Genomic DNA, 14,322 nt, shown 5'->3' with positions numbered 1-14,322 from the left:
GGGGGCGCAAGACGCCCCCACCTCAATTCACCTACCGCTGCCAGTTCCCCCCCTGTTCGCGCCGCCCATCCCAACGGCGGTCACCGTCCCCCCGCCTGTCGGAATGCCATCGGTCATTCTGATAGCGCTGGTTGCCACCACGGTAGTCATGACGATCCCGGTCGCGCCCATAGTCGTAGCGCTGGCGGTTGCCATAGTCGTGACGCGGGTTGCCATGCCACTGGTTCATCGCAGGCGGCGGAGGCGACCGGTAATACGGCGCTGGCGCCGAGCGGTAGTAGTAACGCGGCGCCGGCTGGTAGTAATAGCGCGGCTGTGGCGTCACGTAATAATGGTCATAGCGGTAATACCCCGGCGACACGTAACGGTCGGCGTAGTAGTGATCCGAACGATAGTAGCCGCCCGTCTCGTAGTAGGGGACGCAGGCGGCAGTCATCAGCCCCAGCAGGGCGATCAACAGGATTCGATAGGACATGGCGGCCTCCTGGACCGCTGGAGTGCCCGAACAGCGGCGCTGGCGAGCGTCGATGCGAAATGCGATCATCGACATGTGATAAGACCGTGGCGCCGAGGTGCAGTGCCATTTCTGCAACAATTTGATACAGCTGAGCGGCCGCCATGCCTGACAACCGACACTGCCCCGCCTGTGGCGCGCCCAACCAGTGCAGCCTGGCCGACCCGGCCCGCGCCACCCAGGCTTGCTGGTGCTATACCGTGACCATCGACCCGGCCGTGCTTCAGGCCCTGCCTGCCGAGCTGCGCGATAAAGCCTGCCTGTGCCCGCGCTGCGCTGCGGTTGAAGAACAACTCCGCGCCTCTGCCGCCGACTGACGGGCTCCAATGCGCCTCGACCGTTTCCTCGCCAACCTGCCCAGCCACAACCGCCAGCAAGTCCGCCTGATGCTGGCGCAACGCCGCGTGCGGGTGGACGGCCAGGTGACCAGCGACCCTGTGACCGAAGTTCGCGAATTCAGCCGCGTCGAACTGGACGACCAACTGCTGCAGGCCGGCCGCCCGGCGCGCTACCTGATGCTGCACAAGCCCGCTGGCTGTGTCAGCGCCACCCGGGATCCGCAGCACCGTACTGTGCTCGACCTGCTTCCCGCAGGGCTGCGTGAAGACCTGCACATTGCCGGGCGCCTGGATTTCAACACCACCGGCCTGATCATCCTGACCAACGACGGCCAGTGGTCACGCCGCCTGACCCAACCGGCGACCAAGCTGCCCAAGCACTACCTGGTGGAAACCGAAGACGAGATTGGCGAGCATTATGTGGCCAGGTTTCGTGAGGGCTTCTACTTCGCCTTCGAAGGCCTTACCACCCTGCCCGCCCAGCTGGACATCCTCGGCCCACGCCAGGCCCGGCTGGCAATCGTCGAAGGCCGTTATCACCAGGTCAAACGCATGTTCGGCCATTTCGACAACAAGGTGGTGGGGTTGCATCGCGAGAGCATGGGGGCGATCCGCCTGGACCCGGAATTGGCCCCGGGGGCGTTTCGTGAGCTCACGGCGGATGAAATAGCCACGGTCTAGGTTGCCTGTGCAGCATCGCCATACGACCGCTCAGCGAGAAAAGTCACATTTTCCCCCGAACGGCACTTGCAGGATCCACGGCCCGCTGCTTGAATCCAAATCGTCAGTCTGCATGTGACTAGCAAGTCACATTTACAGTCGATGACACCTTTTTGCCGGCCACCCAAGGCCTCGATGCCTTGGGGCACGGCAAATTGCCCGCCAAAAACAATACCCGTCGACACACGTGCCAAGGATCGACACAGGGCCCCGCTTTCTCTTCAGGCAAATGCCTACCTGTCATAAAGAACGTGCACCCTAGGTGACGCGAATACCCTTTTTGCGCCAGGAGTCGATGAGATGAGGCCAGAAATCGCTGTACTTGATATCCAAGGTCAGTATCGGGTTTACACGGAGTTCTATCGCGCGGAAGCGGCCGAAAAAACGATCATCCTGATCAACGGCTCGCTGGCCACCACCGCCTCGTTCGCCCAAACGGTACGTAACCTGCACCCGCAGTTCAACGTAGTACTGTTCGACCAGCCCTACGCCGGCAAATCCAAACCACACAACCGTCACGAACGCCTGATCAGCAAAGAGACCGAAGCGCATATTCTTCTCGAACTGATCGAGCACTTCCAGGCGGACCACGTGATGTCGTTCTCGTGGGGTGGTGCAAGTACGTTGCTGGCGCTGGCGCACCAGCCGCGGCAGGTCAAGAAAGCAGTGGTGAGTTCGTTCTCGCCGGTGATCAACGAACCTATGCGCGACTACCTGGAGCGGGGCTGCCAGTACCTGGCCGCCTGCGATCGCTACCAGGTCGGCAACCTGGTCAACGACACCATCGGCAAGTACCTGCCGTCGCTGTTCAAGCGCTTCAACTACCGGCACGTCAGCAGCCTGGACAGCCATGAATACGCGCAGATGCACTTCCACATCAACGAAGTGCTGCAGCATGACCTGGAACGGGCCCTGAAAGGTGCGCGCAATATCGATATCCCGGTGCTGTTCATCAACGGCGAGCGCGACGAGTACACCACCGTCGAAGATGCCCGGCAGTTCAGCAAGCATGTGGGCAGGAGCCAGTTCAGCGTGATACGTGACGCAGGGCATTTCCTGGATATGGAACACAAGGCCGCCTGCGAAAGTACTCGCAGCGTCATGCTCAACTTCCTCAAGCCGACCCTGCGCGAACCGCGCCAACACTACCAGCCGGTACAACTGGAGCAGCATGCATTTGCCATTTGAGCGCCTCGGCGCCCTGTAGCCGAGACCCGCAGCTATGGGGTGCCGACAAGCTTTTTTATAACTCGGGCTTCTAATTCGTGGAAGGTTCTGGTAAAAAGCTCAGCGCAGAAGCGGGTATAGTTTAGTGGCAAAACGAAAGCTTCCCAAGCTTTAGTTGAGGGTTCGATTCCCTCTACCCGCTCCACACATCGCATTTCCGCATGGCGTTCCAGCAACGTCATCGCTGTCAAAAGGGGCCTCGGCTCCTTTTTTCGTTTCAGCTCTCCTTTGACTTGCACCATGGCCATTTGCCCGCTGATCCGCTTCAATGCGCAGATGGTTCCGTGAAACATTTCGAAAGGACGACGCATGTTTCTCTCCCGCTGGCTACCGGGCCTTGCCAACCTGCTGCACTACCGCCGCGAGTGGTTTCACGCCGACCTGCAGGCCGGCCTGTCGGTGGCGGCGATCCAGATTCCGATTGCCATCGCCTATGCGCAGATCGTCGGCCTGCCGCCGCAGTACGGCTTGTATGCCTGCGTGCTGCCGATGATGGTCTATGCCCTGATCGGCAGCTCGCGCCAGTTGATGGTCGGCCCCGATGCCGCCACTTGCGCCATGATCGCCGGCGCCGTGGCGCCACTGGCCATGGGCGAGCCGCAGCGGCTTGCCGAGCTGTCGGTGATCGTCACCCTGCTGGTTGGAGTGATGCTGATCGCCGCAGGCCTGGCCCGGGCGGGGTTCATCGCCAGCTTCTTCTCGCGACCGATCCTGATCGGCTACCTCAACGGCATCGGCCTGAGCCTGATCGCCGGGCAACTGTCCAAGGTGGTGGGGTTCAGGATCGAAGGCGACGGGTTCATTCTCAGCGTGATCGACTTTTTCCAGCGCCTGGGGGAAATCCACTGGGTGACGTTCTTCATCGGCCTGGGCGCACTGGGTCTGCTGATTTGGCTACCACGGCGCTACCCGCATCTGCCCGCGGCACTTACGGTCGTGGCGCTGTTCATGCTGTTGGTCGGCCTGTTCGGCCTCGACCGCTTCGGTGTCGCCATCCTTGGCCCGGTGCCCGCCGGCATCCCGCAACTGGCTTGGCCACACAGTAACCTGGCAGAAATGAAAAGCCTGCTGCGCGACGCCCTGGGTATCGCCACCGTCAGTTTCTGCAGCGCCATGCTCACCGCGCGCAGCTTTGCCGCCCGGCACGGCTACGCCATCAATGCCAACCACGAATTCGTCGCCCTCGGCGTCAGCAACCTGGCCGCCGGGATGTCCCAGGGTTTTGCCATCAGCGGCGCCGACTCACGCACCGCCGTCAACGACATGGTCGGCGGCAAAAGCCAGCTGGTGGGTATTATCGCTGCGCTGGTCATCGCCCTGATCCTGTTGCTGTTCACCGCGCCGATGGCATGGATCCCGCAGGCCGCGCTGGGGGCCGTGCTGCTGATGGCCGGCTGGGGGCTGATCGACATCAAGTCGCTGGGGCAGATCCGCCGCCTGAGCCGCTTCGAATTCTGGTTGTGCCTGCTGACCACGGTGGGCGTGCTGGGCCTGGGCGTGCTGCCCGGCATCGTGTTTGCCGTGACCCTGGCGATCCTGCGCCTGCTGTACAGCATCTACCAGCCTACCGACGCAGTACTGGGCTGGCTGCCGGGCACCGAAGGCCAGGTGGACATCCGCAAGCACAAGGAAGCCCGCACCGTGCCTGGTCTGGTGGTGTACCGCTTCGACGACGCGATCCTGTTCTTCAACGCCGACTACTTCAAGATGCGCCTGCTTGAAGCCGTGCAGGGTCAGGCGCAGCCCAAGGCCGTGCTGTTCGACGCTGAAGCGGTAACCAGCATCGACGTCAGCGGCATCGCCGCCCTGCGCGAAGTGCGCGACACCCTGGCCGCCCAGGGCATCCTCTTTGCCATTGCCCGCGCCCGCGGCACCTTCCTGCGCATGCTGGTGCGCTCGGGGATGGCACGGGAGATGGAAGACAAGTTGCTGTTCGGTTCGGTGCGGGCTGGCATCCGCGCGTATCGGCTGTGGCGTAACCGCAATCGCAGGGTGCAGGTGGCTGCGCAAGGTTGAAGCCGCCGTGCCGGTGATGCTGGCCCTATGGCGGGCACGCCTGCTTTCACAGCAACGGCGCTGACTTCGAATTGACGCTGTACTTGTGGGAGCTGGCTTGCCGGCGATAGGGCCAGTACAAGCTACACAGCTTGCATGGCATGCTAAAGTCGCCCCCGTTCCCGCTCCAGCCAACGGACCCCAGCATGCCCGCACTCGACGCCGCCCTCATTCCCTGGCCAGCACTTGCCGCCCGCCATCCTTGTGACGCCCTGTTGCTGGGCAATGGCTTCAGCCGGGCCCTGTGGAAGCCGTTCGGCTACTTCTCGCTGTTCGAGGAAGCGCAGCGCGCCGGCCGCAAGAAAGGCCTGGCGGTCAGCGACCAGGCCCTGTTCAAGTCGCTGGGCACGGAACTGTTCGAGCCCGTGCTCAGCACCCTCAACACGACAGTACGGGCCAACGCCGCGCTGGCGATCAATTCCACCGCGCCGCTGAACCGCTACTATTCGATCAAGGAAGCGCTGATCCACGCCGTTCGCACCGTACATCTGCCGTGGCCACGCATGCCGGTCGCCACCCTGGCAGCGCTCAACCAGGCCCTGCGCAGCTACCGCAGCGTCTATACCAGCAACTACGATCTGCTGCTGCCATGGGCCGTGCAACACGCACCACACGGTTTCGTCGAGCTGTTCGACGAGCAAGGCTTCTTCGACGTGCGTCGCACCCACGGTGAAGGCACCCGGCTGCTGCACCTGCACGGCGGCCTGCACCTGCTCAAGCTGCCCGACGGCAGCACCCGCCAGCGCAGCGCCGACAGCGCCGAACTGCTCGATGGTTTCGCCGTGAACATCCCCGGCGAAGTACCGCTGTTCGTCAACGAAGACCGCAGCGACGAGAAACTGCGCGCCATCCGCAACTCGGACTACCTGAGCTGGTGCCTGGGGCAACTGGCGCGGGAAAGCCAGGGGCTATGCCTGTTCGGGCAGCATCTGGACAGCACTGACCAGCACCTGCTCGAAGCCATTCGGCAGGCTCGGCCGAAGCATCTGGCGGTGGCAATACGGCCGTTGAGCGAGGCTTCGGTGATCAACCAGAAGCAGCATTTCGTTGATCGGTTCGGGGATCTGCCTGCTGCGGCATTGCATTTCTTCGATGCCAATACCCATCCGCTGGGTAGCGCGGAATTGGCGACAGCACTGCCGCCAACCCGCTGAGCACTCACACGATCAAGGCGCCGACGCGGTCGTCACCTGCACCACCGGGCCCACCGGGCCCACCGCAACCGGCTCGGCCACCGGTGCATTGCCGCCCAACTGGCGAATCTGCCGTACCTGCTGGACCCTGTTGAGGTTTTCCCAGGCAACTGGATAGTGCCCGGGCGACTGTTCGATCGCGCTGCGGAAAAACTGCTCGGCAATGTCCAGCTTGCCTTCTACCAGGCAGACATAGCCGACATCATTGCTGGCTTCGGCACGTTTTTCGACCTGCTCGAAGGCAGACACCGCCTCTTCATAACGCGCCATGCGCGCCAGCAGCAAGCCATAGTTGCGCCACAGCGGCTTGTAGGTGCCGTCGTAGCTCACCCCACGTTTGTAGTGCTGTTCGGCTTCAGTCCATTGCCCGGCCATGTAGTAGGAGTAGCCCAGGCTGTTCTGCACGAACGCAGAACGTGGCTCGATGAGCTCGGCCAGGCGGTAGTACATCTGGGCCTCGGCGAAGTTGTCACCCAGGTCGGCGAGCACGCCCAGCCCGTTGTACGCCTTCAGCGGAGACTTGTTGTCGACCCTGAGCGCCGCCGCCCCGGTCTGGGTATTGGCGGGGTCCTTGACGAAACGTTTCTGATCCACCGCCACGGCCTGGGACAACAGCGCCTTGGCTTGCTCATATTTACGCATGGACAGGTTCAGCAGGCCCAGTTCGGTCAGGGCATCGGGGTTTTCGGGTGCCTTGCCCAGCACTTCGTTGAAGGCCATCTCGGCAAGCTGGTTATTACCACGCTCACGGTGAATACGCCCCACCCAGACCAGCGCCTCATAGCGCTCCGGGGCCAGTTCGAGAACCCGCAGGTATTGGTACAGTGCCTGGTCCAGGTCCCCCGCCTGGTAGGCCATCGCCGCTACCTGCATCGCCTGGTCGGGCGAGTTGCTCTGCGTCTGCACCTGGTAAAGCACCGAGTTGCCAGCCGAATAGACCGAACGCACCCCGTTCAGCTCCGGCCCCATGCTCTGGCACCCCGACAGCACGGCTATCATGGTCAACAGCAAACCGATCCTGTTCATGTCATGGCTTCCCGAACGTTTTTATTATCCCGATGATCACCGGGCCGATGGCTACCAGAAAAAAGCTTGGCCACAGACAGAAAATTAGCGGAAAAACCAGCTTCGTTCCGATTTTCGCGCCCATTTCTTCAGCGGCCTGCATGCGCCGGTCGCGAAACTCCTCGGCATAGATACGCAAGGTCGCCGCGACGCTGGTGCCGAAACGGATGCTCTGCGCCAGCAGGCTGACCAGGCCTTGAATGTCTTCCAGGCCGGTGCGATCCGCCAGTTGCCTGAGCGCTTCGGTGCTGGAAATACCCGCGCGGATCTGCGCATTGACCAAGGCCAGTTCCTCGGCCAGTTCGGCCTGGCTGACCGCCATTTCTTCGGCCACCCGCTCGATCGCCTGGGGCAATGCCAGGCCCGACTCCACGCATACCACCATCAAGTCCAGGGCATCAGGAAAGGCCGCCCGCAACCGCCCCTGCCGCGCGGTCCGGCGTTTGTCCACATACATCGCCGGTAGCAGCCAGCCGACGGCAGCCCCCATGACCACCACGCCCAGGCCGGTCATCGGGGAAACGTTCGGCACCATGGGCAATATCAGCAGCGACACACCCGCCAGCGTCAGCGGCAACAGCAGACGCACGGCCCAGTACACTTGTAGCGACGACGCCGAGCCATAGCCGGCATGGGTCAACAGGGTTCGGGTAGCCGACACCTTGCCGGCTGCAGACGGCGTAATGCGCCGCCCTACCCGCTCCAGCAGCAGCTGCAGGTTGCCGGGTGCCTCCCGCCCGGTCGCAGCGCTGGAATGATCACGCTTGATCAAGGCAAGACGGCGTTGCAACGGGCTCTGCAAGCCCAGCACCAGCAACGTCAAGGTAATGACCGCAATGACCGTACTCAGCCCGATCGCCCCGACGATCAGCAGGCGTGCCAATGCTTCATTGTCCGTTACCCCATTCAACAACCCGAGCACATAGTCCATGATCGACGCTTCCCCTTGCGAGAACTGCCTAAATCTGGATACGGATAATTCGACGAATCCAGAAAATCCCCACCAACATTGAGCCAAAGGCCCCCATGACGAACATCTGCCCGGTAGGATCCTTGATCAGCAACGTCAGGTAGTCCGGGCTTGTGACAATGATCGCTGCCGCCAGCAGAAAGGGTATGGCCACCAATATCCAGGCCGACATCCGCCCTTCGGCCGACATGGTCTTGACCTTGCGCTGAAAGCGGAAACGCCCACGGATCAGGTTGCTCAGGCGCTCCAGCACTTCGGTCAGGTTGCCGCCGGTCTCGCGATGAATCAGGATCGAGGTCACCAGCATCATCACCGTCATGCTGGGCATGCGCTCCAGCAGGCCGAGCATGGCCCGGCGCACATCATTGCCGTAGTTGATGTCGGCGAAGGTCAGGCCGAATTCCTGTGCCACCGGCCCCTTGTGCTCATCCGCTACCAGGCGCAGGGTTTCATTGAACGGGTGCCCGGCACGCAAGGCCCGGCACATGGCCTCCAGCGCATCCGGCAAACCTTCCTCGAACTTGGCGAAACGCTTGCCACGGTCCCGGATGATCTTCAGCAGTGGCAACCAGAACGCCACGAACGCAGCCGCCAGCGCCAGCCACCAGTAAGGCAGGAACAGCCAGACCAGCATGCCGCTCGCCGCTGCCAGCACGAGCCCGGTCAACAGTACCCGGTAGGCGCGGTATTCATGCCCGGCCTGCTCGATCATCTGCGTCAGCGTGGCCATGAACGGCAACTGCTCGAGCCGCGCCTCCAGCGGCGACAGACGTGTCAGGTATTTCTGCCGCAACACGGTCTGCATGTTCGGCAGGTGGCTTGCCCGCTCCAGGATCGCCAGGCGGCCGCGGATACGCTTGCGCACCTTGCCCGCCTCGCCAAACACGGGCACCACCAGCCCCTGGCTGAGCAGAAACACGGCAATGAACACCATGCCGAGAAACACCAGGATGTATTCGCCGGGTATCTGGCTCATGGCTGACGAGCCTCCATCCATTCAGGCCTGAACATCGCCAGCGGCAACTCGATACCACGTTTGGCCAGGGCATCGCGGAACGCCGGGACCATGCCGCTCGGGCGGAAGTCACCAAGTACCTGGCCTTGCTCGCCCACACCATTGCGCACGAAGGAGAAGATCTCGGTCATGGTGATGATTTCGCCTTCCATGCCGTTGATCTCCTGCACACTGACCAGGCGCCGCTTGCCGTCTTCCTGGCGCTCCAGCTGGATCACCACATCGATGGCCGATGCGATCTGCTGGCGCATGGCCTTGATCGGGAACGTGGCGCCAGACATCAGCACCATGTTCTCGATCCGGCCCAGGGCATCGCGCGCGGTGTTGGCGTGGATGGTGGTCAGCGAACCATCGTGGCCGGTGTTCATCGCCGTCAGCATGTCCAGCGCCTCGGCGCCACGCACCTCGCCGATCACGATGCGGTCGGGGCGCATCCGCAGGCTGTTGCGCACCAGCTCGCGCTGGCCGACCTCGCCGCGCCCCTCGATGTTCGCCGGCCGGGTTTCCAGGCGTACCACATGCGGCTGCTGCAGTTGCAGCTCGGCCGAGTCCTCGATGGTGACAATCCGTTCGTTGTGCGGAATGAAACTGGACAGCACATTGAGCATGGTGGTCTTGCCGCAGCCCGTGCCGCCGGAAATCAACACGTTCAACCGTCCCCGCACGATCGCCTTGAGCAGCAAGGCGATGGCTGGCGTCAACGCGCCCGTCTGGATCAGGCTTTCGGTATTGAGCAGGTCCACGGCAAAGCGGCGGATGGAGATACTGGGCCCATCGATGGCCAGTGGAGGGATGATCGCATTGACCCGCGAACCGTCCTTGAGCCGGGCATCGACCAACGGCGACGACTCGTCGATGCGTCGGCCCAGGCTGGAGACGATGCGATCGATGATGTTCAGCAGGTGCTGGTCATCGCGGAAACGCACGTCGGTGCGCTGCAACTTGCCGAACCGTTCGACGTACACCGAGTCATGGCCATTCACCAGGATGTCGGACACCGTGTGGTCAGCCAGCAACGGCTCCAAAGGGCCGAGGCCGAGCACTTCGTCGGTGATCTGCTTGATGATCAACTGGCGGCTGGCTGAGCTCACCGGCGCCGACTGCTCGTCGAGCAGGCGTTGGCAGATGTCGCGGATCTGGCGCACGGCCTCGGCCTGCCCGAGCGAGTCGAGCAAGGACAGGTCCATGACCTTCAGCAGTTGCTGATAGGTCTTCTCGCGCCATTCGGCTTCCACCTGGGTGACCTGGGTTCTGGTTTCGAAAAGCACATCCGGTGCTGCTTGCTCCCAGGCCATCAGCGCCTCTGCCGCATCCTTCACGCCGCCACTTTGCATGGGCGGCGAGGCGGCCTCCGGGGTGCCAGTCTGTTTGCGTAAACGGTTACGGAAGTCGTTGAGCATGGTTCACCCCCGAAAGACACGCTTGAATGCGCGCTTGAACAAGCCGTTGTCAGTGGCCACCGCTTCGCCAGCCAGCGCCTCGGCCAGGCCACGCAACGCCTGGGCGATGGCAGACCGAGGCGCTTGCAAAGCCAACGGCACACCGGTGTTCTGGCTCTGGTTGATGACGCTGAAGTCATTGGGCAGTTTCACGATATTGGTACAGCGCAGCGCCTCGCCGATGTCCTTGAGGCTGACCGGGGCCGCCTTGTCGTAGCGGTTGACCACCACCTCGAGCTGGTTGCCCCGTACGCCCAGGTCATCCCGCAGAATGCGCGCCAGGGCGCTGGCGTCACGCAGGTGATTGACACTTTGCTGCATGACGACATAAACCCGGTCAGCCTGTTCCAGCACCGTAGCAGTGATGTGGTCGATCTGCCGTGGCAGGTCCGCCACCACCCAGTCATAGTTGGCGCGCGCCAGCTGCAGCAGCCTGTCGAGCTGTTCGGCCTGGACATCCTGCGGCAGGCACAGCTCATTGGCGCGGCTGCCAAGCACATGCAGCGAGGGGCTGAAATGGCTGCAGAAGCCGCGCAGGGCGACACCATCCATCTCTTTTATCTGCTGCAGCACGTCCAGTTGGCTGTGCGACTGGGCAACATCCAGGTGATGCGACACGCTGCCGAACTGCAGGTCCAGGTCAAGCAACAGGGCGTTGCCCTTGAGGCTCAACTGATGCGCCAGGTTACAGGCCAGTACCGTGCCACCGGAGCCGCCCTTGGCATTCATCACCGCGACCAGCTTGCCGGTCGACTCGCTGCTGGTCTGGGTCTCCGTGACCATACGGCCCAAGGCCGCGATAAGCTCCGTGGCCACGATCGGCTCCGGCAGAAAATCGCGCGCCCCGGCCTGCATCGCCAGGCGCATGCCTTCCCGATCATCCAGCAGGCCACACAGCAACAGCGGCGGGCGTTCGTGGGCCGGGCGTTGCAACAGGGCTGCCAGCTCCTCGCGCCACAGCTGGCCGACGCGCAACAGCAGGAAGTCGGGCATCCGGTCCAGGCCGAACAGCGGGTCGTTATGGCCATTGCCCACCTGCCGAACATTGACCTCGAGTGCCGGAATGCGCTGGCAGATTTCCTGCAACTGGCGCAAGGCCAACGCGTCCGAGCTGCTGATCAACAGGCGCTTCCTGGACTTGCTGGAAGTAGCGGATACAGAGGCTTCACTCAAATTCAGCATGGTGTGATCTCCGGTGCGACGTCCGCCCTGGGATGACGGCCAAGGCTTTCGCGAGGCAGGGTCGCCTTGAATACGGGCAAGGTGATGGGTACCCCAAAACCTGGAATGAACAGGCTGAACTGGAAGTTCTGCAGGGTCAGCTGGACATAGCGCACAGCGGCAAATCCGCTGGCATTCACCAGGTCACCGGGGCTGGCCACCGGCGCGCCGTTCTGGTCCAGGTACCGCAGAGTCAGGTCACCGGTGTCCAGGTCGGCCAACAGGCTGCTGACGCCACTGTCACCGGCGCTGTTGAAGATCGCCCGGCGCAGCACGACCGGGTCGCTGATATTGCATACCGCCGCCAGGCGTGCTCCCCGCCGTACGGATTCGTTCAGCACATTCACGGTGTAATACAGCCGCCCCATTTCCAGCACCCCAAACAACAGGGTGAACAGCAATACGCTGATGAAGGCGAACTCCACCACATACACCCCCTGCATGCTGCGCTTCATCACAGTGCCCTCATCACGGTGGTGGCAACCAGCGGGAAGTTCAGCGCCACGCTGTTGCCGACAAAGGCCGGAATGCCGCTGGCGATCAGCGGGGAAAACACATAGCTGATGGTCACCTGCACGTGGTCGGTGGTACCCGCCACCTTGGCCACCTGTACGGTGGTGTTGGCCGGCATCCCGCTCAGGCTGCAGGGCGGCGCGGAAGGGGCACCGAACACCGCCACGTATTTGGTCATGCACTCGAGGTCGGGGCTTACTTCGACCTGGCCAAGGGTCGCGTTCCAGGCTCGGCTGGCGACGTAACGTGCAGCATCACGGCTGCCCTGCAACAAGCTGTTGTACTGGTAGAGCATGCGGCCGAATTCGCCAAAGACCAGCAAGGTCAGCAACAGCAATGGCAGGGTCAGCGTGAACTCGACGATTGCCACCCCTTGCTGGCGCCGCGCGCGCTTGAGCCGGTGAAGTTCCATGACACGCTCCTAGGAGTCGATGCTCGGTGTGCCACTGCCATTGATGAAGGTCTTGTACAGCTGAATGATCTGCGGGCCTGCATCGTCCTGCGGCGTGGGCCCGGGTACGTTGTCGCCATCGCACTGCTTGACGAACTGGCCGAAGATCTGCGAGTCCCCTCCAACGCTCTGGGCTGGCTGGAGCACGTAGAAACAGCCGAAGCCGAGCACCGGAATCGAGGTCGCTCCTGCATTCTTGCCCGAACAGTCGCCGACCACGATCCGCAGTATCCTGCGCTCGAACACCCCGTTTGACTCGCACCCGGTTCCCCCACCCGCGACACACGCCGCAGCACGTGCGGCATAGTCGTTGTAGTCGAACAGCTGGGTGCCACCGGCCGAGAGGTTGCCATTGCTAGAAGCAACAGGTTTGCCGCCATACTCCACCCGCGCGGGTGCGACAGCGTCGTTGTACGTCATCAGCGGATTGCTGTAGGTGGTCACCAGGTCAGGCGGATAGTCGCTGCTCCTGTATGGCCCGGTGTAGTCGCCAAAGCGCGTATTCAGGCCTTGGACGGAAGGGCCGACGGTGTTGCCAGGCTTGGTGTCGACGCTGTCACCAACGTTACGACAAACCGAGCCGCCGCCTGCCAGGAGGTCGCCCACCTCCTTGCCGCCCGCGCCGAAGTCGAGCAGCTGGAAATTGCCGGGGCCTATCGGGTCGCTGTTCTTGGCGGCAGACTTCAACACCTCCAGGTCACCGAAGCGATATCCCCAGAACATACCGGTATCCGGGTTGTATTTTGCCGGGTCGCCACACACCAGCAGCGGCGCAAGGCTACAGGGGCTGGTCGGGCTCGGCCCGGCGGTGGCGATCGCTGTCAGGCTCTTGGCACCGACGGTGCCGGTACCGATCGACTGGGCGATGCTCCAGAAATAACCCGCCAGCGAGTAGTTCGCGACCTTGACCCGCACATAGCTGGCATTGGCTGGCCCGGGGAAGGAGAACGGACCATAGACGTTGTCGGCCAGCTCCACCACGGCAAATGCCCCAAGGTTGCCCCCGATGGCCGTGAGCAGTTCCTGGTTGCCCGCAGCCTTGGCATTCTCGTTCAGGGTAAACAGCGCGGCATCCCGTGTGGCACTGGCGGCGTTGCCTGCACCCATTACCTGGCTCAGGGTTTTCGCGCCACTCAGGGCAGCTGCATCCACGGCGTTCTGCAGGCGGGTCTTGTTCAACAGCATATGGCCGCCATCGAGCACCAACGCCGCCATCATCAGTATCGCGACCAGGGCGATCACGATAATGACAGTCACTGCCCCCCGCTGCTGGCCTGGCCAGGCGGTGAACGCACGTTGAGCTCGAGGAGTCATGATCACGCCCTCAATCGTTGCTGAACTTGATCTGGATCGGCTGGCTAATCTGCTCAGCTTCGCCGGTCGCGCCCCGGTAGCCATTGACTACCTTCTCCAGCAACGGACCATCGACGCCGGCGGCCGGCAGCTCAGTGCCCGGGTGGGCGGCAACCTCCTTGTCGGCAATCTGCTGGTAGTTGGTCTGGTAGACGCTGTAGCCCAGCGGGCCCACCCGGCCTGGGTCGTAGGTCATGCAACCGGACAACCCCGATACAAGCGCGCAACACACGATCACGGTTCTCATG

At 62.7% G+C, this 14,322-nt stretch carries 15 protein-coding genes and 1 tRNA gene; 6 read left to right on the top strand and 10 right to left on the bottom strand.

The features are described 5' to 3' along the window. Positions 1-31: 31 nt before the first annotated feature. Positions 32-475 (bottom strand): hypothetical protein, encoded by a 444-nt coding sequence (locus tag HU760_RS05940; protein WP_186677575.1) that lies wholly within the window; start codon positions 473-475, stop codon positions 32-34. A gap of 143 nt (positions 476-618) precedes the next feature. On the opposite strand from HU760_RS05940, the gene HU760_RS05935 reads away from it, so the two are divergent. The 6 genes from HU760_RS05935 to HU760_RS05910 all read left to right on the top strand — a co-directional run bounded on the left by HU760_RS05935 (position 619) and on the right by HU760_RS05910 (position 6,008). Next, positions 619-831, top strand: a complete 213-nt coding sequence (locus tag HU760_RS05935) for a cysteine-rich CWC family protein (protein WP_186677573.1) — start codon at positions 619-621, stop codon at positions 829-831. Between the two features lie 9 nt (positions 832-840). Next, entirely contained in the window at positions 841-1,533 is a 693-nt protein-coding gene (locus HU760_RS05930) for a pseudouridine synthase (protein ID WP_186677571.1), read from the top strand. Positions 1,534-1,872: 339 nt separating this feature from the next. After that, positions 1,873-2,760, top strand: coding sequence for an alpha/beta fold hydrolase (locus HU760_RS05925; protein WP_186677569.1), 888 nt, complete (start codon positions 1,873-1,875; stop codon positions 2,758-2,760). Positions 2,761-2,870: 110 nt separating this feature from the next. Then, a tRNA-Gly gene (locus tag HU760_RS05920) sits at positions 2,871-2,944 on the top strand. A 164-nt stretch (positions 2,945-3,108) separates the two neighbouring features. Beyond that, positions 3,109-4,815: a SulP family inorganic anion transporter gene (locus HU760_RS05915; protein ID WP_186677567.1), complete on the top strand. Its 1,707-nt coding sequence runs from the start codon at positions 3,109-3,111 to the stop codon at positions 4,813-4,815. A 185-nt stretch (positions 4,816-5,000) separates the two neighbouring features. Further along, positions 5,001-6,008: a DUF4917 family protein gene (locus tag HU760_RS05910; RefSeq protein ID WP_186677564.1), complete on the top strand. Its 1,008-nt coding sequence runs from the start codon at positions 5,001-5,003 to the stop codon at positions 6,006-6,008. Between the two features lie 12 nt (positions 6,009-6,020). On the opposite strand, the gene HU760_RS05905 is transcribed toward HU760_RS05910, so the two are convergent. The 9 genes from HU760_RS05905 to HU760_RS05865 are packed head-to-tail and all read right to left on the bottom strand — an operon-like array spanning position 6,021 to position 14,321. Continuing rightward, positions 6,021-7,073 carry a tetratricopeptide repeat protein gene (locus HU760_RS05905; protein ID WP_186677561.1) on the bottom strand — a complete coding sequence of 351 codons (1,053 nt, stop codon included), beginning with the start codon at positions 7,071-7,073 and terminating at the stop codon, positions 6,021-6,023. 1 nt (position 7,074) lies between these two features. Continuing rightward, on the bottom strand, positions 7,075-8,043 hold the full coding sequence (locus tag HU760_RS05900) for a type II secretion system F family protein (protein WP_186677559.1): 969 nt from the start codon (positions 8,041-8,043) through the stop codon (positions 7,075-7,077). A gap of 28 nt (positions 8,044-8,071) precedes the next feature. After that, positions 8,072-9,058 carry a type II secretion system F family protein gene (locus tag HU760_RS05895; RefSeq protein WP_186677557.1) on the bottom strand — a complete coding sequence of 329 codons (987 nt, stop codon included), beginning with the start codon at positions 9,056-9,058 and terminating at the stop codon, positions 8,072-8,074. After that, positions 9,055-10,497, bottom strand: a complete 1,443-nt coding sequence (locus HU760_RS05890; RefSeq protein ID WP_186677554.1) for a TadA family conjugal transfer-associated ATPase — start codon at positions 10,495-10,497, stop codon at positions 9,055-9,057. Before HU760_RS05890 ends, HU760_RS05895 begins: the two co-directional genes overlap by 4 nt. A gap of 3 nt (positions 10,498-10,500) precedes the next feature. Further along, complete coding sequence (locus HU760_RS05885; RefSeq protein ID WP_186677551.1) at positions 10,501-11,718, bottom strand: AAA family ATPase; 1,218 nt, start codon at positions 11,716-11,718, stop codon at positions 10,501-10,503. Further along, positions 11,712-12,215 carry a TadE/TadG family type IV pilus assembly protein gene (locus HU760_RS05880; RefSeq protein ID WP_170032134.1) on the bottom strand — a complete coding sequence of 168 codons (504 nt, stop codon included), beginning with the start codon at positions 12,213-12,215 and terminating at the stop codon, positions 11,712-11,714. Before HU760_RS05880 ends, HU760_RS05885 begins: the two co-directional genes overlap by 7 nt. Next, positions 12,212-12,682 carry a TadE/TadG family type IV pilus assembly protein gene (locus tag HU760_RS05875; RefSeq protein ID WP_186677549.1) on the bottom strand — a complete coding sequence of 157 codons (471 nt, stop codon included), beginning with the start codon at positions 12,680-12,682 and terminating at the stop codon, positions 12,212-12,214. The genes HU760_RS05880 and HU760_RS05875 overlap by 4 nt, the downstream gene beginning before the upstream one ends. A 9-nt stretch (positions 12,683-12,691) precedes the next feature. Beyond that, on the bottom strand, positions 12,692-14,038 hold the full coding sequence (locus tag HU760_RS05870) for a TadE/TadG family type IV pilus assembly protein (RefSeq protein ID WP_186677853.1): 1,347 nt from the start codon (positions 14,036-14,038) through the stop codon (positions 12,692-12,694). Between the two features lie 7 nt (positions 14,039-14,045). Further along, a complete protein-coding gene (locus HU760_RS05865) occupies positions 14,046-14,321 on the bottom strand; it encodes a hypothetical protein (RefSeq protein WP_186677547.1) in 276 nt (91 codons plus the stop codon). Between the last annotated feature and the right edge of the window lies 1 nt (position 14,322).

This window comes from Pseudomonas oryzicola, assembly GCF_014269185.2.
Taxonomy (GTDB): domain Bacteria; phylum Pseudomonadota; class Gammaproteobacteria; order Pseudomonadales; family Pseudomonadaceae; genus Aquipseudomonas; species Aquipseudomonas oryzicola.
This window is presented reverse-complemented; position numbering and strand designations above follow the sequence as displayed.

Bases quoted from the DNA above. Each gene is read 5' to 3' on its own strand.
- HU760_RS05940 (WP_186677575.1), bottom strand. From the start codon at position 475: ATGTCCTATCGAATCCTGTTGATCGCCCTGCTGGGGCTGATGACTGCC.
- HU760_RS05935 (WP_186677573.1), top strand. From the start codon at position 619: ATGCCTGACAACCGACACTGCCCCGCCTGTGGCGCGCCCAACCAGTGC.
- HU760_RS05930 (WP_186677571.1), top strand. From the start codon at position 841: ATGCGCCTCGACCGTTTCCTCGCCAACCTGCCCAGCCACAACCGCCAG.
- HU760_RS05925 (WP_186677569.1), top strand. From the start codon at position 1,873: ATGAGGCCAGAAATCGCTGTACTTGATATCCAAGGTCAGTATCGGGTT.
- HU760_RS05915 (WP_186677567.1), top strand. From the start codon at position 3,109: ATGTTTCTCTCCCGCTGGCTACCGGGCCTTGCCAACCTGCTGCACTAC.
- HU760_RS05910 (WP_186677564.1), top strand. From the start codon at position 5,001: ATGCCCGCACTCGACGCCGCCCTCATTCCCTGGCCAGCACTTGCCGCC.
- HU760_RS05905 (WP_186677561.1), bottom strand. From the start codon at position 7,073: ATGAACAGGATCGGTTTGCTGTTGACCATGATAGCCGTGCTGTCGGGG.
- HU760_RS05900 (WP_186677559.1), bottom strand. From the start codon at position 8,043: ATGGACTATGTGCTCGGGTTGTTGAATGGGGTAACGGACAATGAAGCA.
- HU760_RS05895 (WP_186677557.1), bottom strand. From the start codon at position 9,058: ATGAGCCAGATACCCGGCGAATACATCCTGGTGTTTCTCGGCATGGTG.
- HU760_RS05890 (WP_186677554.1), bottom strand. From the start codon at position 10,497: ATGCTCAACGACTTCCGTAACCGTTTACGCAAACAGACTGGCACCCCG.
- HU760_RS05885 (WP_186677551.1), bottom strand. From the start codon at position 11,718: ATGCTGAATTTGAGTGAAGCCTCTGTATCCGCTACTTCCAGCAAGTCC.
- HU760_RS05875 (WP_186677549.1), bottom strand. From the start codon at position 12,682: ATGGAACTTCACCGGCTCAAGCGCGCGCGGCGCCAGCAAGGGGTGGCA.
- HU760_RS05865 (WP_186677547.1), bottom strand. From the start codon at position 14,321: ATGAGAACCGTGATCGTGTGTTGCGCGCTTGTATCGGGGTTGTCCGGT.